At 33.3% G+C, this 21,024-nt stretch carries 11 protein-coding genes; 2 read left to right on the top strand and 9 right to left on the bottom strand.

Annotated elements, in window-relative coordinates:
• Window positions 1–69: 69 nt before the first annotated feature.
• Window positions 70–534, bottom strand: a complete 465-nt coding sequence (locus tag QL232_RS11415; protein WP_281614215.1) for a hypothetical protein — start codon at window positions 532–534, stop codon at window positions 70–72.
• Window positions 535–640: 106 nt separating this feature from the next.
• On the bottom strand, window positions 641–1,309 hold the full coding sequence (locus QL232_RS11420) for an FKBP-type peptidyl-prolyl cis-trans isomerase (RefSeq protein WP_281614216.1): 669 nt from the start codon (window positions 1,307–1,309) through the stop codon (window positions 641–643).
• Between the two features lie 343 nt (window positions 1,310–1,652).
• Between QL232_RS11420 and QL232_RS11425 the strand changes: the two genes are divergently transcribed.
• Window positions 1,653–4,007 carry a PspC domain-containing protein gene (locus tag QL232_RS11425; RefSeq protein ID WP_281614217.1) on the top strand — a complete coding sequence of 785 codons (2,355 nt, stop codon included), beginning with the start codon at window positions 1,653–1,655 and terminating at the stop codon, window positions 4,005–4,007.
• On the opposite strand, the gene QL232_RS11430 is transcribed toward QL232_RS11425, so the two are convergent.
• Window positions 4,008–5,675, bottom strand: a complete 1,668-nt coding sequence (locus tag QL232_RS11430; RefSeq protein WP_281614218.1) for a hypothetical protein — start codon at window positions 5,673–5,675, stop codon at window positions 4,008–4,010.
• Between the two features lie 372 nt (window positions 5,676–6,047).
• On the opposite strand from QL232_RS11430, the gene QL232_RS11435 reads away from it, so the two are divergent.
• Window positions 6,048–6,515, top strand: coding sequence for an LEA type 2 family protein (locus QL232_RS11435; protein WP_168883283.1), 468 nt, complete (start codon window positions 6,048–6,050; stop codon window positions 6,513–6,515).
• A 54-nt stretch (window positions 6,516–6,569) separates the two neighbouring features.
• Here QL232_RS11435 and QL232_RS11440 read toward each other — a convergent pair whose 3' ends face one another.
• The 6 genes from QL232_RS11440 to QL232_RS11465 form a co-directional block, all read right to left on the bottom strand.
• Window positions 6,570–9,815 carry an MFS transporter gene (locus QL232_RS11440; RefSeq protein WP_281614219.1) on the bottom strand — a complete coding sequence of 1,082 codons (3,246 nt, stop codon included), beginning with the start codon at window positions 9,813–9,815 and terminating at the stop codon, window positions 6,570–6,572.
• Window positions 9,816–9,983: 168 nt separating this feature from the next.
• Window positions 9,984–12,224: a GH92 family glycosyl hydrolase gene (locus QL232_RS11445; protein ID WP_281614220.1), complete on the bottom strand. Its 2,241-nt coding sequence runs from the start codon at window positions 12,222–12,224 to the stop codon at window positions 9,984–9,986.
• 51 nt (window positions 12,225–12,275) lie between these two features.
• Window positions 12,276–15,311, bottom strand: coding sequence for a GH92 family glycosyl hydrolase (locus QL232_RS11450; RefSeq protein ID WP_281614221.1), 3,036 nt, complete (start codon window positions 15,309–15,311; stop codon window positions 12,276–12,278).
• Window positions 15,312–15,333: 22 nt separating this feature from the next.
• Complete coding sequence (locus QL232_RS11455; protein WP_281614222.1) at window positions 15,334–17,526, bottom strand: family 20 glycosylhydrolase; 2,193 nt, start codon at window positions 17,524–17,526, stop codon at window positions 15,334–15,336.
• Window positions 17,527–17,582: 56 nt separating this feature from the next.
• Window positions 17,583–19,796 (bottom strand): GH92 family glycosyl hydrolase, encoded by a 2,214-nt coding sequence (locus tag QL232_RS11460; protein ID WP_281614223.1) that lies wholly within the window; start codon window positions 19,794–19,796, stop codon window positions 17,583–17,585.
• A gap of 43 nt (window positions 19,797–19,839) precedes the next feature.
• Complete coding sequence (locus tag QL232_RS11465) at window positions 19,840–20,820, bottom strand: N(4)-(beta-N-acetylglucosaminyl)-L-asparaginase (protein ID WP_281614224.1); 981 nt, start codon at window positions 20,818–20,820, stop codon at window positions 19,840–19,842.
• Window positions 20,821–21,024: the final 204 nt, after the last annotated feature.

A 21,024-nucleotide genomic window follows, 5' to 3' on the forward strand; every position in this document is an offset into this window, starting at 1 on the left:
TTAGCAAGAAATAAAAAAAGGCTTTTTGATTTAAATCAAAAAGCCTTTCTTCATTTTATATATTAAGCGTTATTCTTTCTTTAAAGAGATAACTAAAATTCTAGCACCAGGTAAAACATTACTAGCTCCCATGATTTTATCACTGTTTGCATAGTAAACATTTGTTCCATCAGATTGTACAACTGATACTGCTTCAGCAACAGGTTTATAAATAGGTTTTCCTCCATTGTTAATAGTAACGACTGGAGTTAACGCTGAATCAGAATTTGATAAAACATTTAATTTATCATCTCCTTCTTTATTGAATTTATTTTCAAAAAACTTTGAATATTCTAAATCATATTTCTCTCCATTATTTTCTTTTACTACAATAGATTGAGTATTCTCTAAAATATCATTCTTCTTTTCGATGTCGTTGATAATTTCCTGAGTCTCATCAGTTAAGAAATCGTAACTATTAAGACCTTGGGCAAAAATATTTGACGTAAAACCGAAAAAAATAAAGGCTGAAAATAGAATGTTTTTAATACTCATAATAGCAGAATTTTAAATGGATGTCTTACACTTATAAACGCGTTTAAGACTAAAAAAGATTCTATAACAACCCAAAAAAGTTTAAAAAATTAAATTCATTAACAATTTATTTAGCGTCAAGGACTTCTATGTCAAAATATAAGGTCGAATTTGCTGGAATTGGACCAACATTTCTAGACCCATAACCTAACTCTGAAGGGATCATCAACATGGCTCTGGATCCCACTGGAAGATTTAAAACACCTTCATCCCAACCTTTAATCACTTGGCCTACACCTACTCTAAACGTAAAAGGGCTATTTCGATCTCTTGAACTATCAAACTTTTCACCGTTCTCTAAAAAACCTGAATAGTGTACTACCACTTCTTGGCCTTTTTGAGGTGTCTCACCTGTACCTTCTTTCAATACTTTTATTCCTAAACCAGAACTTAGAAAATCATAACCAATTTTCTTCTTTTCAACGTTCCAAGTTTCAATGGCTAATTGAATAAATAATAAATCATTAGCAGTTAGCTTTAATTTTTTATCAAGAGTTAAACCCTTATATGTCAATAAATCGTCTACTTTATCAAAGTTGATATCAATTCGTTTAGCTTTTTTCTTTTTAGCAAAATAAAAGTATTGCTTATCTGAAACAAACTTAGCACACAGACCCTCAAATCTAGTATCAGTATAACAATAATTAGCTTTTTCGTCTGTAGGAGGACACTTTTCGCATTGTGCGTTTGCTGTAAAACCATACAGAAGAAAGATAAAACCAATAAAAAATTTCATGTTTAATAATATGATGTTTTGTAAAATTAGATACTATAAAGATAAGAAAGTAGTCCATATATAATAATTATTTGTGTTCAAATTGTACAAAAATGAACACTCTTAAAAAAGTTTAATAAAAGCATCTCCAATAGTAAAACAAGAGTCAACATACTGTATATCAATGTTTTATATTTAATTAATTAACAAAAACAATGTATTGGTAAGATTTTAGATTCCATTCTATTAATATTAAGATGTAAATAGTACCTAATTATTAATAAACTTCTATTGAGTGATACTAAGTAGTATACATATTGGAAACACGAATTTTAAAATAACTGAAGATGCAAAGGACATTTTGGTGAACTACAAGTATGCCCTTCAACAACATCTGAAGAATTTTAAAGATGCTTCCCTTATTATCACAGAATTAGAGTACAAACTCTCTGAGTTATTAATTCCGTACGTAAAAGACGAATTTGATTTCTTATCAGAATTAGAAGTTATAGAATGTATTGAGATATTAGGTACTCCGGAAGGATTTGAGCTCCCAAAGTTCAAAAAGAATACAAATTTTTCTACCGATTTCGATCAGAAGAAATCTTTTTCCTTAGTAAATAATGTCACTCTTGATACTATAAAGGAGTTCTTCCATAAACTATATAGAGATACAGATAGGCAACAAATAGGTGGTGTCGCAGCAGGTATAGCTCATATACTTAATACAGATCCATTATGGATTAGACTTTTATGTTTGTTCCCATTGATGGTTTTAGGTACTTCAAAAGTACCTCTTGTCATTTGTTTTCTTGGTTATCTTACACTTTGGATGTTGCTACCAGAACAACGTAATATTAAAAGAAATCAAAATACTCGCTTATTCTTTAGAGATAAGGAGAATCAAGTGATCGCTGGAATAAGTTCTGGGTTAAGTAATTATTTAGGTATAAACATACATGCTATTCGCATTACTTTTCTCCTATTAGCTTATTTCTACAAACCCTTTATTCTGTTGTATATTGTGATTTGGGTGGTTACCCCTTATTCTAGAACCCTAAAAGATAAATTTCAAAGTAAAGGCAAGGCATTTAACTTAGAGGAGATTGAGAATTATCTCACTAAGACCTTACAGGACAATAATATAAACCAGGAAACGATCCAGAATGCATTTAATAAAGTTGGTCAATATATTGGAAACATTAATGTCAGCCCATTTCTATTTGAATTGTTGAAGATCGTTAGCTTTGTTTTTGGAGCTATCTTATTTATTATTTCTATCTCAATGATCTTCATTGGCTTCCCTGCCCTAGGCATAGCCTTGAAATTAATTCCATTACATGATGTAATGACATACGTCTCATCTGATATAAATAATGAAATTCTTACTGATATTGATAGAAATCTTTTGATGACAATACAGTATAGTATTCCAAATACAACAGCCATTATCAGTCTTATCCAGTTACTTTCTGTAGTGTCATTAACACTGATTTTGTCCGTCGGGCTAATGACTTTTAAGAAAGTAGTTAAGACCACACCAATCATCTTCTTATTAGTCCTTAGTGTTATTTCAAGTATCCTTTTATTTACAGCATTAAATATGTCTGTACATAATTTTGATAATCAAGCAACACATAAAGAAGAAGTTTTTATTCCAATAAAAAACGGTTTTATCGACTTACAATACGATAAGGTTGGGAAAATAGGTTTAAACGAAGTGGACATTGATTTGGATTCTTACGATGGTAAGGACTTAAAACTTGTTTTCTTACAAGAAGGTTTAGGTAAAACAAGAGAGAATGCTATTAAAAATGCGAAGGCCATCGATTACTTATCTATGATTAAAGAGAATAAAGTGATTCTTTCATCTCACTTTAGTTTTCCAAGAGGGGCAAAATATAGAAAACAAAAATTAAAACTAAAGGTCTTTATTCCAGAAGGTGTTCCATTTAAGGTAAACAAAGACTTATCTCAATATTTATCACATGAAAGTATTCATATTGTAAATGCCGATGAATTGTTAGTTTTTAATCATCATGATATTGATGTTTTTACAGGAAACTTATTTTCTTTCCAAACTCCAAGACCAACACCAACACCTTCAAGGCCTAAATCATATATTGAATACAAGAAATTCAAAAATACACTCGACTCCGTTATTGTCTATGGAAATATCAACCTGCATTTGAAAGTTGATCATCGAGTAAAAGGTTCAATTGTAAAGTATAAGAAAGACAATAACAACCCATTAAATATTAAAAAGATCGGTAATAGTTTAAGAGTCTACCCTTCTGAGAACAAGAATAACTTCACTGATATTGTGATCATGACAAACAATATAGAGTTATTAAAATTTGAAGGAACTGGTGATCTTAGAATTGATGAACCTGTACAAATCGATTCATTAGCTATTAAATTAGCTGGAAATGTAAAGGCTGATATTTATGATTTATCAGCAAAATTTACAGCTTTCGATCTTTCAGGAGCTGCCGAATTAGATGTTAATGGAAATTGTGACGATGTTCTGTTAATGACAAATGGTGGAAGTATATTCAATGGTCAAGATTTTAAAACAAAAGATATTAAGGCAAAAGCAAAAGGCGTGTCTGAAATTAACATACACGCCTCTAATAATGCCACAATCTTTCAATCTACATTGAGTAAAGTAACCATATCTGGCAACCCTAACCATTTAGAAAATCATACACAACGTTAGTTAACGTCTAGTGATCATTGCTTTTTTGCTGACTCTCCAAGCATTTAAGCCTCTCACCTTTTTGGCTTCGCCATATAACGAAAGTGACATACTTGGTCCTTTTGTTCCATTATCCACCATATACTCATCAAACATTACAGCTAGATTCATATTTAATGTCCTTGTAGATTCATCATCATTGACAAACTCAAAATCTGCTGTAGCATCATCAATTACATTGATTTTGTATACATGTTTGTAAGAAAGTTTCTTACTTGATAAGTTAGTTAAGAAGCCATTTCCATCAGGTTCAGCATAAAAAACATCTATATATTTTATACTTGAATCAGACTCAACTTTAGTTGGTTCAATAGCCCTCTTAGTATTAGAATCTGAAGAACCACTACCCTGTGAATCCTTAGATTTCCCAATTAGCTCATTGATTTTGATCCAAGCATCATGTTGTTTTTCTTTTACTTCATCGATAATTGTTGCCAGGTTTTCAAATGTTTGATCCACATGCCCTTTATTTTCAACAATTTGTGATTGTAATAAAGTCTGAAGCTCTTGTTGACGATGAGTCATTTCATCAGCAATCTTGCCTATTTGTTCTACCTCATCGCTTAACTTATTTTCAATCTTTTCAAAGTTCTCCTTTGTCACTTCCTCAATAAGTTCCATCTTATCACGAAGCTCCAAACGTTCTCCTTTAATCTTAGTAAATCGAAGTTCAATTTTCTTTAACTCGTTTCCATGTTCATCAGAGATATGATTCACTTCTTTATTCAATTTCTCTAATTGCATTGTAAACGTTTGAAGAGCATCTTCTTTTACAAATTCTGATTTAATATCAGAAATCTGAGTTTCCATGTTTTCAAGTTTTACCAAGAACTCACGGATAGACTCTTTATTAAAGCTATTTTCCTTCAATCCATTAATCTTTTCAATAAGATCACTGAACTTCTGGTCTGTATTATCTGATATTTCTTGAAGAGACTTTTTTCTAGCGATATGAATCATTTCTAGAGTCTCATCAATTTTATCAATACGTTTCAATTCAGACTCTAACTGATGAATTTTATCGATATAGTCTTTTTCTTGAGTTTCTAAGCGTTTGTTTTCCGTTTCAAGGCTTTTCACTCTATTTTCAAGAACTTGAAAACGGTTTAATATTTCTACATGAAAGGATGAATCTGGTTCAATCGCTTCATGCTCAATTTTTTCTATCTCTTTTTCTGTTGGTTCAGGAGTTTCTCCATGATTAACATTGAGAGATGTATTTGAAAAATGCATCAAAAAAGTAAAAATAAAATTTGCCGTTTTTGAATCACTGATATAAAGTTCTAAATCATTTATGGTCTTTGCCTCCATGATGTTATGAACATTTTCAGTTATTTCATTTTTATAAGCAAACAGTCTATCGATATCCCAATTTGGAGTCTTATTTGAAACTATCCATAACTCATGGCATAGCTCATCAAAAAAGCCTTCTTCGATATCGTTATATTCTAAAAAATCTCTTTTCGAATAGAGGTTTACACCTCTACCTTTCAACTTAAAGCATTGACGGCCATCTCCGATATTGCCTCTTCCTTCTTTTAATAGAACATAGAAACGATATACAGAGAATTCTATAATTTGGAAAAAGTGTACTTTCTTTTCGGGTTGAATCATTGATGATATTGTCATAATGTTCCTAAAATCTAGGTTATTTCGTTTATTAAAGTCAACAGCAAATTGTCATAAAATGGTAACCTATATTTACGAGAGACAGATAGAATATTTTGTGAGTAGTCAATGTAAACCATAGATTTAAACAAAAATAACACGAAAAACCTCTATAATTCTTCTTTGTTATATCAATTAACAATTATTACCACTTTGTTTATGAAATAGTCTTTATTTCTATTGATAAAGGTCATTTAATTATTCCTCTTTATCAACTCGATCTTTTTTCAATACGCTAAATCCTTGGATTGATCCTATTATTTTGGGTATTTTCTCTAAAATAGAACTATAATTGTAATATACTTTTATAAACAGATTATACACTTTTTTATAATGAGAACTCAAACATTCTTTCAATACTTATTTTCACTTATTGTATTACTCTCTACCACATCTTGTGGACCAGAATCTCCAGAATTTGTTTCATTAGAAAATATGGAAATGTTCTCATTAGAAGATGGGAATTTTGTTGTGAAAGCAGATGCCGTATTATATAATCCAAATGGTGTGTCAATCACTATTGAAGAGATTCATGTCGATGTTTTAATCAATGGTAATATGATTGGAAACGTTGATCAGAAAGTCTCTTCTGAGGCAAAAAAGAAATCCGAGTTTAGTCTTCCATTAGAAGTTCAATTTCCTCCAAAAGCATTATTTTCTAACTTCCTTGGAGGTTTGATTGACATGGCTACTGGTGAAGATTTTGAAGTTCGATATACTGGATATATCAAAACTAAAGTAATTGGAGTTACATTTAAAGTTCCATTCGATCAAAAAGAAAAAATTGGACTAAACATGTAATTAGAATATTGAATTACAAAAAATGGCATTCACCTTATCAGTGAATGCCATTTTTTATAGAGCAACTTTTTGAAGATTGATAGATGTCCTAAAGGACCTTCTGACGTTATTCATAATAAGCTCTACCATGTGCATATCTGTAGTCATCAATAAGAAGAATGACTCTTCGTCAATTTCATACAAACTAGTATCTTCAATCGCATAGCAATCTCCTATCCATGCATCTGACTGTGGAGAGATATAAGTACCTAATAAACTACGTTTTTTATATAGAATTGTATGCTCATCTCCTTCTCCTATTCCAAGCTCACCTTCTTTTACTACAAATAATCCACTTCTTTTTAATTCCTCAGCAGTACCTAATTTTTTACCCGCTTCTACAAATCGGATGGAACTTATAGAAGCTATTTCTACTAGTTCGTTACCGCTTAAACCATGAAACTCTGATAAATTAGAATAATAGAGAGCTTTTGAGAACACTAAGTGTGGTGCGTTGGTCCATTTCATGTTTTCTATAGACCTCATTTTATCTCTTATATCTGCTTCTTTTGATTGTGATAGCCTAGGATATGCTTCTTCAAGTAATTCAGGGAAGTTTACGGTTAATATCCATGCTGCCATTTCTGACATTAGCAACTCACTGTCAAATAACAGTCCTACTATAATTTCAGAATTAATAATTGCGGGTTTATACGAAATAGCATACAAAGCACAAGCTCTAACCCATGATGACAACCAGTTTGGATCTCGAGTAATTAATCTAACCAATACATATTCACTAGAATATTGTTCTCTATAGAATAGTTCAGATAGTTTTTTAATCCTATCTTCCACTCCTATATCTTCAAATAACGGTAATACATATGCTTTTATATCTTCATCTATCAGTACATCTAAAAGCTCAACTGCATAACCGATACTATCAGCTGTACCTAACTCATGGTTTTTTCTGATCAGATTTAGTGAACCTCTGTCATAAAGCATATTCATGATAAGGAACATCTGATTATAGTTATCTAATATCTCTGATTGGATAGCTCTATGAAGTAAAGCCGTTTCCTTAGAATCACCTATTTCTAAAGTTGTAGCGATATTCCAATAACAGTTATTTGCCTCCCTTTTTAATGCTTCCTTCAAGAAAAGTTGACTATATTCATCTTCTGCATTCCATCCAAGTTCACTAAGTAATGATAATGCTTCATAAGATATTTTACGTTCTGGTGAAGTAATTTTATCCGCCAATAATTGCACTGACTCTTCACTACCTATTTTAGCATAAGCTTGTAATATCAGACGTTTGGTTTGTTGTACTTGACCGTTTTTATGGAAAGCTGTTTCTAAGATTTTGGCACCAGATTCACCAACCGCAATAATTGCAGAAAGAGCAATACGTTCATCTCCTTTTATTGATAAACGTTCTACTAATGCTGGAATCATTGTTGAAATTTTATGATGACCAACCAATCCCATCGCTTCTACCCTTACTTGATAGTTATAATCACGAATTAACCTTGAAATAATTCCATCATACGATTCTTTGTATTCATTAAACATCAATCGAGCAGCTCTAATTCTATCAGATGGAGTGGATGATTTCGATAAATACAGAATGTTCTCATCATTTATCTCGAGTGTTATTTCAGCATTCAATTCTTCACTTAAGTTTTTAGCAACTACAAGCAAGATATCGTCTTCATCAAAAGAACCATTTGAAAAATTGTCTAAGGCAGGAATACTCTCATAGATACTATACTCTTTGATTTTCATTAATGCCTCTCTCTTATTGATGAAACGAAGTAAGTTACCTTCATCAGAGAGAATATTTCTATAAAGAAAAATATCTAAACGCTCAATTAACTTAAATAATAAGGGAGCTACTTTCTGAGGAACACTATTCCAACGCATCTGTAATAGATTCTGAATCTTATTATTTTTGAATCTATGCCCAACGGAATCATGATAATCCAATTCTGTTGAATTGGCAGATAATAAGTTTTGAAGGGAAATTCTATATTGGTTATACATTTTGAAAGTCACAAAAACCCAAACGCCTACAATTGCAAATATCACAAAGTTATTATAAAGGATATTGTAGCTATTGAGTTTTGAAATACCTATCATAAGTATACCCGCACCTAGCGTTGAAAATTGAGCAACTGTACCTTCAACAAGAGTTTGTGCTTCATATCTAATTTCAGATGGCAACGGAAAGAAGAATATTTTTACTGTCGGGTTTTCCAAGGAGTCTCTTAATGCATCTGTTACTAGCTTTGACATACTAATGATCAAGAAGAACATTAAGAAAGCATTGGATGATTGATCATGTCCAAATAATGATCCGATAACCAAGTCAATAACACAGAAGAAAACTAGTATACCAGGAAGTAACATCAATGAATATTGCAAACCATAAACCTCCAATATTCTATCATTTAAAAACGTCTGTACTAAGAAAGATACGATGATTACAAATGCTTCAAAAAAGGCCAAGAAATTCGCTAATTCCTGTTCTTCCAAGAAATATTGAGGAGTGACAGTTACAAAAGAATAGTCTACAAATGCAGCAGAAAAACTAGAACACATAACAAAGATACTTATCACAAAAAAGTAACTTTTATAATCTCGAAGCTTAACTCTTTTTGTTTTGTCTTCATTTGAATTCCCTCCTAATGTCAACGCCTCCGCAGAATGCATTTTAAATTTCCTTAGGATATAAACGATTGAAAAGAAACAGCCAACATAGGATAAGACGCCTACAAGAGACAGGTATTCTAAAGAAGGTAGTAATTGTTGAACTAAAGGAACTGAGAAAAAGGCTAAAATTGTTGCTACAGCTTGCCCCGTATCAATACCACCAGATAATCTTTTACTTTGAGTAAAGTTAAATAGTCGTCCAAAAGCACCCCAAAATATCAATAACGAAATAGATGCAATGGGTCCAAGAGTCGCAAACCCTAAGAAAACTACAATATCATTCTTCTCTAGTATTAATAAAGAGGTTGCTATGGACCCCACAATTAGCAAAATGATAATTGAAGTATAATAGACGAGCTTTCTAAAGCCAATAATATTCTGAAGTCTTGAAAATAAAATGGTAAAGATAATCCCTAATATACCTTGAGTAACCAAAGCTAATGGGAAATCATTTTCATTCCCAAATTGAGAAATAAATAAGGTATTTATAGATACACTATAACTCGCCATGAATATACCAGTAAAGAAGCCTAATGTAAGCAAGGCTGCAATTCTAGCCCATTCCGAGGGAAGGCCTCCCACCATATTGAGTAATAGTTTTTTCATAGTTTATTCTTAAGAAAGTATGTTAGAGAGAATCTAGAAAACTCATCAAAAAATTGTCTCAATTGAAGATAATGAAAATAGAAACAATTTTCACCTTTACCTAAAAATATCATACCAATAAAAAAAGGCAATGCCTAAGCACTGCCTTTTAGTTCTATTAGTTTTGTTCTATTTCATCACAAAAGTAATTTCTTTTGCTTTCACTAAATCTTTATGTTGGATAAAATACCCTTTGATTGTTTTTCCATCAATCTTAATAGAAGCTATTCTATTAGAGTCTCCTCCTGTTTTCTTGATAATCACTTCCTTGTTATTCCAGAACTGATCATTTAAAGTGATTTTTATTTCATCAAAAGCTGGAGTTGTCATCGCATATTGAGGAGTACCAGGAGCATCCGGATAAATTCCCATCATAGAAAATACAACCCAAGATGACATTGTTCCTGTATCGTCATTACCTGCAATACCATCCGGTTTATTTGTAAAGTACTTTTCTCTTAGTTCTAATACTTTTTCTTGAGTTTTATACTCTTGCCCTTTGATATAGTTATAAGCATAAGGATAAGCGATATCTGGCTCATTGGCCATATCATATTGACCTGTTGAGAATATTTCATCCAGACGTTTTGTAAATGATTTATTACCACCAAATTGTTTGATTAATCCAGGAATATCATACTGCACCATCATGTTGTATTGATAAGCATTCCCTTCCACGTAACCAACATTATGTTCAAAGTTTGCTCCATCGTTAGGATCAAAAGGTGAATACCAAGTTCCATCTTTATGTCTTGGTCTTAAGAAGTCCGTTTCTTTATCAAATAGTTTTTTATAACCATTTGCTCTTGCCAAGAACTCCTTATATTTCTCTTCATCTCCATACTTTTTAGCAAATTGAGCAATATTCCAATCTGCAATATTATACTCTAAAGATGTAGATACTGAAGCCCATAATTTCTTATCCAATTCATCTTCAACAGGAATGTAACCGTACTTAATATAATCATCAATACAAGGTCTTACAGGATTTCCTCCATCTACAGGGTAAGCACTTTTGGTTATTGCTTCAAATGCTTTCTTTTGATCGAATTGATCTAAACCTCTCATGTAAGTATCTGAAATTACAATAGCAGCTGGATCACCAACCATTGTAAAAGTCTCTGTTGAATTTAATTCCCATTTTGGCAACCAACCTGTTTCATCGTAAATATCCAACATGGTATTTACCATATTTAACTGTTGCTCAGGATACACTAAAGTCATCAGTTGATGTAAATTCCTATAGGTATCCCACAATGAAAAGACAGTATATCTTTCTCCTTCAGTAATTTTAGTTTTTCTGGTTTTAGCTGCTGGGTATTCTCCGTTTACATCACTGAGAACATTAGGATGTATCATTGAATGATATAATGCTGTATAGAAAACTGTTTTATCATCATCAGAACCACCTTTTACATCAATTTTTGACAATACATCGTTCCAGTTATTTTTTGATCTCTGAGCAATTTCATCAAATGATACGTTAGCCACTTCAGTTTCAAGATTTTCTCTTGCGTTTTCAATACTAACATAAGATATACCTATTTTTACCTCAACTTCAGTTGGCTGTTCAAAATCATAAGAGAAGTATGCACCTAAAGAATCTCCAATGATTGGATAATAGGCATCTTCAATAATTCTTTGTTGTCCATTGTAAGCGGACATCCATTGTGCTTCGATCCCTTCGATCTTTCTATGTTGTTGCCAAACACCAACATTACCTGCTTTTTGGTTGACTTTCATCACAAAATAAACAGGGTATATTGTTTTTGGATTATTGTAACAGAAAGAACCCACCATACGCATTCCTTCAATTTCTTGATCATTCACCACTTTAATCATACCCCCACTTTCGTTGGTTAAAGCTTGACCAAGGTTCATTAATATATTGGCTTGTCCGGCTGGAAAAGAGAACTTGCTGATACCTGATCTTTGGGTTGCCGTTACTTTTGTATCGACATCATATTTATCTAAATGATTAGAATATAAACCTGCCTGTGCTTTTTCTTCAGAATATAAAGATCCATATTTTTTAGGATCGATTTCTAGTTCACCTGTGGTAGGCATCAGAATAACGGCACCTAAGTCAGGGCAACCAACACCACTTAGATTGACATGGCTGTATCCTGTAAAAATCTTGTTTTCATAAGCATAAGGAAAAGATACCCAATTCTGATCTTTCTCATGAGTATTTCCTTCTCCTGATGTATTAAAAGGTACAACAGAAACCATACCCCTTGGTGCTATTGCTCCTGGGTTTGTTGCTCCATAATTTGTAGTACCAATAAAGGGATTAACGTAGGTAGTATAATCTTGTGAATACCCCATAAAGGATATACACAAAAGTAGTTGTAGAAGTATTTTTTTCATCGTTTTAGCTATTTAGCCCACTATTATTAATAAATAGTGGGCATCTTATTTTTACTCAATAACAATTTCGTCTGAGAATAACCAAGGGTTATTTCCTGCGCCAGGGTGCCAATTTGGAATTGCCTCAAAAGGAGTTGCAATTACCTTCACATATCGATATTCACCAGCAATTTTTTCAGTAAATCTTGTGACACTAATAATTGGGTGATCGTTTGGCATTTTAGTTTCTTGAATTCCAATACTAGTATAGTTTTCTCCATCATTTGATACTAAGAATTCAATTTTCTTAGGTAAGAATAACCATGAACTTGTATTTTCTAAGAATCCCATAGACACTTGATGTAATTCTTCAGGTTGACCTAAATCTACAATTGCCTCAAGGTTTTGTTTTGAAACACCATCCCACTTACCATCTCTTAAATTATCTGATGCATAAACGCCATCCAAGATACCATTATTACCCGCATCATATGTAGCATTTTTTTCATAATTGATGCTTAACTTAGGATATTCTTCACCTGTATTAAAGTAAGCTTTCTTAAATTCAAAATCAGATACTTTACTAGAAACTCCTTTACTGTTCACTGCAATAGCCTTAACAATAGTAGATTTTTCTAATTTAAATGGCTTATCAAACTTCGTTGAGTTAATATCAGGTGTGGTTCCATCAATAGTATAGTAAATATCTACTTCTGGAGTTACGTCCTTTAATGATACATCAATTGTTGAATTAAAAATGACCGATTTATTAGTGATATAAGGTCTAAAAACTTCCTCTTTTGTATCAATGATAGACAATGCCTCTGAAGGAGGTACAGCATAAGAAGTAGGTCTAGCTGATTTTTCTTTACCCCATTCTGAAGGTGTATCTCCCATTGTTAACTTTATCACACCTCCTGTTTCAATTTGATTATGAGTAATGAAAGTCTTGTCGTATTCAGACCCATTAAAGCTAGCTGATTGTATATAAGTGTTGTTTACATTATTGTTTTCAGCCTCAATCACAAAATCGTTTCCATTATCTAAATGTATTGTCACTTTTCCAAAAACAGGGCTACCGATAGCATATTGTCCATCAGCAGGGTTTACTGGATAGAATCCCATTGCAGAGAAAACATACCAAGCAGACATCTGTCCACAATCCTCGTTACCACATAATCCATCACGTTCTGAAGTATACATTTCGTCCATCACTTGACGAATACGAGCCTGCGATTTCCACGGTTCTCCAGCATAATTGTATAGATAAATAACATGATGCGATGGCTCATTACCTTGTGCATATTGCCCTATAAGTCCCGTCACATCATGAGCCATATGATTATCGTTAACAGCTTCTTGTGAGAACATATCATCAATTTTCTTTACAAACGCCTGATCGCCTCCATGAAGTTCAATTAATCCATTGATATCTTGAGGTGCAAAGAAGTTGTAATGCCATGCATTACCTTCTGTATAATTTCCTGCTCCTAATAATGAAATTGCCATTGGGTCGAAAGGCTCATCCCATACACCATACATATTTTTACCTCTCAAAAATCCTGTTTCAGAATCATAAAGGTTTTTATAGTTTAATGATCTATTACTATATTTTTTGTAATCTTCAGTTTTACCTAATTTCTTAGCTACTTGAGCAACAACCCACATATCATACGCATACTCAACCCCTTTCGAGACCGCATTTGCTTCTTTTTCCACAGGAATAAAACCTTCAGAGTTAAACCAATTTAAGCCTCTTCTTGGATCTTCAGCAGCTGCTATCAATGCCTGATAAGCTAATTCCTGATCAAAGTTTCCTTGTCCTTTTAAAATAGCATCCGCAATTACTGGAGCTGAATGGAAACCAATCATTGTACCGGTTTCATTCGCTGATAATTCCCAAATAGGTAACTGACCAGACTGCTCGTACTTTGCTATCATCGATTTAATAAAATCGTTATTTTCCTTTGGTGCAATTAAAGTAAATAATGGGTGTGTGGCTCTAAATGTATCCCATAATGAGAATAAAGTATAATTAGTAAATCCTTCTGCCTTATGGATTTTATGATCCATACCTCTATAATTTAGATCAACATCCATATACACATTTGGAGCGATCATAGAGTGATATAGTGCTGTGTAGAAAATAGTTTTATTCACTTGATCACCGCCTTCTACTTCAATTTTTGATAGCTTTTCATTCCAAGTTGCTTTTGCTTGATTTTTCACTTTATCAAAATCAAAGTCTTGCACTTCAGCTTCCAAGTTTTTTCTAGCACCTTGAACACTCACCCCAGAAATAGCAACTTTCACAACTATAGCTTCATCCTGCTTTGTAGAGAAATTAACTACTGCTTTCACATCATCACCTTTCACATTTTGTGGATTATCTATAGTTTGTCCTGCAGATACCCCTTGAATTGATTTGAAAGGCTTCGAGAATTGAGCTACAAAATATACATACTGATCTCTTGCCCAACCTGAAGATCTTCTTAAACCAACAATCTCATTTTCTCCGGTTACTTGAAACCAAGTTTCTCTTGCAGAATCAGAAATACCGTGTTTTAAATCGACAATTATATGAGCATCCTCCGTTTCTGGAAAATGATATCTATGAACACCTACTCTTGTTGTTGCTGTTAATTCAGCAGTAACATTATAATCTTCTAAAAATACACTGTAAAAACCTGGTGAAGCTTCTTCTTTCACCTGTTCAAATCTTGATCTATAACCTTCATCCGGATTCTCTTTTGATCCTGGCTCTGTTTTTACTTCGCCAACTGTTGGCATTAATAATATATCTCCGTAATCACCTCCACCAGTACCAGACAAGTGAGTGTGTGAGAAACCCATAATTGAATTATCCGAGGCATGATATCCTGAACACCAGTCCCAACCTTCTATTCCAGTATCAGGGCTTAATTGCACCATACCAAAAGGTACAGTTGCTCCCGGAAATGTATGGCCATGTGCACTCGTACCAATAAATGGATCAACATAATCTGTATAAGAAGCCGGTATATTTTCTTTGCTGGCTTTAGTAACTGAATTTTTCACACAACTTGACAAGAATGGCAAGATGAGTAATGAAATGAAATAGTGACGCATATTTATTTTTAAAAAGATTGTATTATTTAATAATGATTTCATCGACAAATAACCAAGAAGGGTTACCTGCTCCTTGATGCTCTTCAGGTAACAATCCTCCATTTTCAATCAGTAATTTTAAGGCTCTCACACCTTTCAATTCTTTCTTAAATTTGACTTGATAATGGTTACTTTGATTGATTTTAGTGATTTCGATTTTAGTCTTTAACTTCTTAAATGAGCTACCATCTAATGAATAGGCAATCTCTATTTCTTTTGGTGCCATAATCCATGATGCTACTTCATCGTAAGCATTAAATTCAATGCTTTTTATATTAATCGATTCTTTCCACTGAAAAGTTGCATTAATTGAGGATCCATTAAAGCCAATCCAATTTGAATTTTTAAACTTCTCAGGGTTTCCTAATTTTCCATCTATTAAACTATTTACACCAACACCTTGATAAGGAGTTGAAGGTAAATCTATTAAGCTCAATTCAGCTTGATTGCCTTTATGAATTTCGAAACTTACTTTCTCAGGGTCTCCATATGTTTTATCACCCATAAATGCTTGAAAAACAATTTCTCCTGATGATGTAACTTGGATAGGATTCTTATATTCTGTAAATGTAGTTTGATCTGGACTTTTATATTTCAAATCCACATTATCAATCAATAGATTCGCAGAAACTTCCAATTTTTCATTTTTTTCTTCGGTTGTCACTTCCATTACTTGAGATGATGGACCAAATGCAACACCTTTTTTATCCAAAATTGGATATTGGCCTAACATTCTTTCTTCAAAAGCATGGAATCCATCCTCTTTTGTTCCTTGCCACAGTGCTTCTGAAAATGCTAAGCCCCTAGGGAATACTTGAAAATCTATTCTATTTTTATCCGGAATTCTTTCTGTCCAAACAGTACATTCTCCACCTAATATATGTTTCTGATCTTCTTTTGAAAGACCTTTAGGTGTTGGATTATAAGCATATACTTGAGCTACATCTGTTGTTACAATATCATAATCAAAATAACAAGCACTTGTTGGAGAAGCAATTACATCATTTCCCATTTTGGCAATTTTGCCAACTGCTTCTGGATCATGCCAATCTCTCCATAATTGTACAGTCGCGGTTGGAGATAAGCCACCTTCTAGAATTTCATCCCAACCAATTATCTGTTTTCCATTTTCGTTGACTACCTTTTCAATTCTATGAATAAAATAACTTTGTAATTCATGTTCATCTTTTAGGTCCTCAGTTCTAATTTTCAACTGACACTTATCACATGCTTTCCATCGGTCTTTGGGACATTCATCTCCTCCAACATGAAAATATTTACTAGGAAATAATGGAATCACTTCTTCTAAGATATCCTCTATAAACTGATATGTCTCTTCATTTCCTGCACATAACACATCCTTACTTACACCCCAACGTGTCCATACTTCGAATGGGCCTCCTGTACATGATAATTCTGGATAAGCTGCTAACGTTCCTAACATATGGCCAGGCATATCAATTTCGGGAATTACTTCTATTCCTCTTTTAGCAGCATAAGCTACAATTTCTTTAATCTGTTCTTGAGAATAAAAACCGCCATATTTTGAACCATCACTTTCTGTTCTCCAGGCACCTATCTCTGTCAGTTTTGGGTATTTTTTAATCTCTATTCTCCAACCTTGGTCTTCAGTTAAATGCCAATGAAATTTATTCAACTTATAATAAGCCATTAAATCCAAGTATTCTTTAATGACATCAACTGTAAAGAAATGTCGACTTACATCTAACATTAATCCTCTCCAAGGGTATTTTGGTGCATCGTGAATATCAACACATGGTACATTAGTATCGAGGTTTGCCAATTGAAGCAAAGTGGATAATCCATGTAATAACCCTTGTTGGTTATGGGCTGTTATATCAATATTCTTTTCTTTTACAGTTAAGATATATGCCTCCTCTCCTAAAGGAATTTCATCTACAATATTCAATGTTATATCTGCATAATCTTCTAAAGATTCTTTGATTTGAATACCAGTCTGAAACTTTAACTGACTAATAAAGTAATCCAAAGGTAAATCTGAGTTTCCCTTTGTGATTTTTATATTTTCAGTCAATATAAAGTTCCCTTTTTCCCAACGAATTTCTTTGGGTTGAGGTACTAGTGAAGGTTGTTGTCCAAAAACACTGGTTATTTGGATTAGTAAGATGATTGGCGTTAGTAGTAGTAATTTCATTTCTTGATTGATAATTATGGGAAACCCACAGTAATTAAATACTGTGGGTATATTTTTTATTGTAAAAATTCTAAGGTACCGCCCTGTGTAAGCTCCTGATGAGTAATAGTTAGGTCTTTCAACTCTTTACCATTAAACATCACTTTTGATACTGTAGGGTTTGTTTTTGTTTGGTGCCCGATAACTGTTAGTGTTTTACCATTTCCTAAATGAACAGTAGCTTTAGGAAATAATGGTGTTCCTAAATCATACACTGCATTACCTGGATTCACCGGGTAAATACCTAAAGAACTTAAGATAAACCATGATGACATCTGTCCACAATCTTCATTACCACATACCCCATCAGGTGTTGACTTATATTGTGTATCCATGATTTCTCTTAATACCTTCTGTCCTTTCTTTGGCTTATTGATGTAGTTATATAGATAAGCTACGTGGTGAGAAGGTTCATTACCATGAGCATACTGACCGATCATACCTGTTGAGAAAATAGGTAATTTATCATCTGCTGTTGGGTAATAAGAAAACATTGAATCCAGTTTCTGTTCGAACCTTTCTGCTCCTCCAACTGACTCAATTAAACCATCAACATTTTGAGGAACATACCAGAAGTATTGCCAAGCATTACTCTCACAGAAATGGTCTGTATAATCTTTTGCTATAAAATCTTTAATAAACTCTCCTTTATCATCTTTTGGACGCATAAAGCTAGATTCCTTGTCATATACATTCCTCCAGTTTTCAGCTCTTTTTGAGAAGTATTCATAATCTTGCATCTTCCCTAAATCTTTTGCAAACTGTGCAATACACCAATCATCATAAGCATATTCTAATGTTTTTGAAACAGACCAGTTTTCGTGATCGAAGTTTAATGGAACATAACCAAATTTCATGTAATCAGCCATTGCATCTCCTTGCTCATTCATTGCAGAAGCCTTACAAGCTTCGTAAGCCTTTTTTACATCAAATCCTTTAATTCCTTTAAAGTATGCATCGGTAATTACAGGAACAGCATGGTAACCAATCATCATATTTGTTTCATTACCTTTCATTGACCACACAGGAAGTAATCCTGTTTCATCGTAATGAGATAAGAATGAATTGATCATGTCAGGTACTCTATCCGTATGAATTAAAGTATATAATGGATGTGTTGCTCTGTAAGTATCCCAAAGTGAGAAAGTATCATACTTATCATACCCTTCAGCTTTATGCACTTTCTGGTCTGCTCCTTTATAATTACCATCTATATCAGAAAGTAAAGTTGGAGCTAATAAAGCTTGATACATTGCAGTATAGAATACTCGTTTATATTCTTTATTTGGGGTTACGGTTTCAATTTTCTTCAGTTCCTCTTCCCAAGTATCAGAGGCTTGTTGTTTGATTTTTGCAAAATCCCAACCCGTATTTTCGGCTTGCAAATTCTTTCTAGCACCATCGATACTACTATTTGACAAACCTACTTTCACTAAAATTTCATTTTTTGCCTCTGGAGTATCAAAGAAGAAATAACCTCTCGTTTTCTTCGCTTTTACCTCTTCTCCTTCTATCTCTTTTAGATTTTTACCATCTACTGAATTAATTAATTGGTACTTGGTAAAAGGTTGACTAAACTCAGCTATAAAGTATTCTCTTTGTTCAGGTGCCCAACCAGAAGAAAAACGATAACCTTCAATTGTTTTTTCATCAACTACTTTAATATAGGTATCAGTGGGCCCATCCCAGTTTAGAGAATATCCTAAGTTGAAAAGAATAAAAGACTCTTTATCCTTTGGGAAAGTGTATTTATGAAAACCCGTTCTAGATGTAGCTGTTAACTCTGCTTTAATATCATAATCTAAAAGGTCAACAGTATAATAGCCGGGTTCCGCATGCTCTTGATCATGAGAGAAAAGAGAAACAGGTCTTAGGTTTCCACCTTCTTCTACCATTCTAGTACTCTTACTATTTAATGGCATCACAAGGATATCATATAAATCACCTGCACCTGTACCTGATAAATGGGTGTGTGAAAACCCTGCTATTGTTGAATCTGGCCAAAAATATCCTGCAATTCTATCCCAACCAGAAATGCCGTTATCAGGACTTAATTGAACCATACCATGAGGTACAGTTGCTCCTGGATATGTATTACCAGGTCCGTCAGTACCAACAAATGGGTTAACATAAGATGTATATCTTTCTTTCGTTTCTGTTTGTTTTTCCTTTGTGCCACAGGCCGCAACTATAAAAATAGTTACCAAGGATAGTAGTAATCTAGATTTCATTATTTATCAATCGTTGAAGTAAGTAGAATTTTAACTAAGTTTTTTACCATTTCATTTTGAATGAAGCATCCTCCATTCTATTCCCGTTAGTATTATCAACTACAGCGAAGTTAAATCCACTTCTAATACTGTAGCCTCCATATTCACCGTCTTTATTTAAAGCCAAGAACCCTACTTGAAGGTTCTCCATTTTATCTTGATGAGTTTTGATGATTCTTTTAACAACAATCTCACAAGCCTCTTTTGGTGATTTCCCATTTCTCATCTGCTCAACTACCATTGCTGAACCAGCCGTTCTAATTACTGCTTCACCAAGTCCTGTTGCACAAGCTGCTCCAATCTCTCCATCTACAAAAAGTCCTGCACCAATCAAAGGAGAATCCCCAACTCTACCATGCATTTTGTACGCTGCACCTGAAGTAGTACAAGCTCCAGCCAAATTACCCTGTGCATCTAATGCTAGTGCTCCAATAGTATCATGGTTCTCTATATTAATAACAGGCTTATATTCTGATTTTTTTAGCCATTCTTTCCAATCTGCTTCAGATTTTGGTGTCAAAAGATTCTCTTCTTTAAACCCTTCTTCTAGTGCAAATTGTTTGGCACCTTCTCCTACTAACATTGCATGAGGCGTTTTTTCCATCACCAATCTAGCAACGGAGATAGGATGCATAATATCTTCTAAAAACGCAACTGAACCACACTCATATTTATGATTCATAATACAAGCATCTAATGTTACCTTACCATCACGATCAGGTAGACCTCCATATCCAACACTTCTTTCGTTAGGATCTGCTTCTGGAACTCTAACGCCTGCTTCTACAGCATCCATTGCTGAACCTTCTTTGTTTAGTATTTCCCATCCTGCTTCATTTGCACCAAAACCATGGTTCCATGTTGAGATCATAATTGGTTTTGTGCCTTTACTTTTACCTGAAAAAGCAAATGTTGATAATTGTGGAGTAACTAAAGCTGCTGATGTTAATGCTGAAAATTTGAGAAAATCTCTTCTAGTACGCATAATCGTGATTGTATGTATTGACGGTAATTTTTTATTCGTGTTAAATTTACACACTCAAGCAGATATACGCACAAAAACGCACAAACAAGCTTCGATTAATGATAAATATTAACAATATCATGCAAGAAACAGTATGACATGAAACAATATTTTAGTTTTTATTTAGAATTCATCGATCTACAGACTAGAATTAATTCATGAAAT

The sequence above is a fragment of the Flammeovirga sp. SubArs3 genome (genome assembly GCF_947387565.1).
In the GTDB taxonomy this organism is placed as follows: Bacteria; Bacteroidota; Bacteroidia; order Cytophagales; family Flammeovirgaceae; genus Flammeovirga; species Flammeovirga agarivorans.

What these genes read in the sequence shown, in the direction of transcription:
- QL232_RS11465 (WP_281614224.1), bottom strand. Translation starts at nt 20,820, where the DNA reads ATGCGTACTAGAAGAGATTTTCTCAAATTTTCAGCATTAACATCAGCA.
- QL232_RS11435 (WP_168883283.1), top strand. Translation starts at nt 6,048, where the DNA reads ATGAGAACTCAAACATTCTTTCAATACTTATTTTCACTTATTGTATTA.
- QL232_RS11415 (WP_281614215.1), bottom strand. Translation starts at nt 534, where the DNA reads ATGAGTATTAAAAACATTCTATTTTCAGCCTTTATTTTTTTCGGTTTT.
- QL232_RS11450 (WP_281614221.1), bottom strand. Translation starts at nt 15,311, where the DNA reads ATGCGTCACTATTTCATTTCATTACTCATCTTGCCATTCTTGTCAAGT.
- QL232_RS11460 (WP_281614223.1), bottom strand. Translation starts at nt 19,796, where the DNA reads ATGAAATCTAGATTACTACTATCCTTGGTAACTATTTTTATAGTTGCG.
- QL232_RS11445 (WP_281614220.1), bottom strand. Translation starts at nt 12,224, where the DNA reads ATGAAAAAAATACTTCTACAACTACTTTTGTGTATATCCTTTATGGGG.
- QL232_RS11430 (WP_281614218.1), bottom strand. Translation starts at nt 5,675, where the DNA reads ATGACAATATCATCAATGATTCAACCCGAAAAGAAAGTACACTTTTTC.
- QL232_RS11455 (WP_281614222.1), bottom strand. Translation starts at nt 17,526, where the DNA reads ATGAAATTACTACTACTAACGCCAATCATCTTACTAATCCAAATAACC.
- QL232_RS11420 (WP_281614216.1), bottom strand. Translation starts at nt 1,309, where the DNA reads ATGAAATTTTTTATTGGTTTTATCTTTCTTCTGTATGGTTTTACAGCA.
- QL232_RS11440 (WP_281614219.1), bottom strand. Translation starts at nt 9,815, where the DNA reads ATGAAAAAACTATTACTCAATATGGTGGGAGGCCTTCCCTCGGAATGG.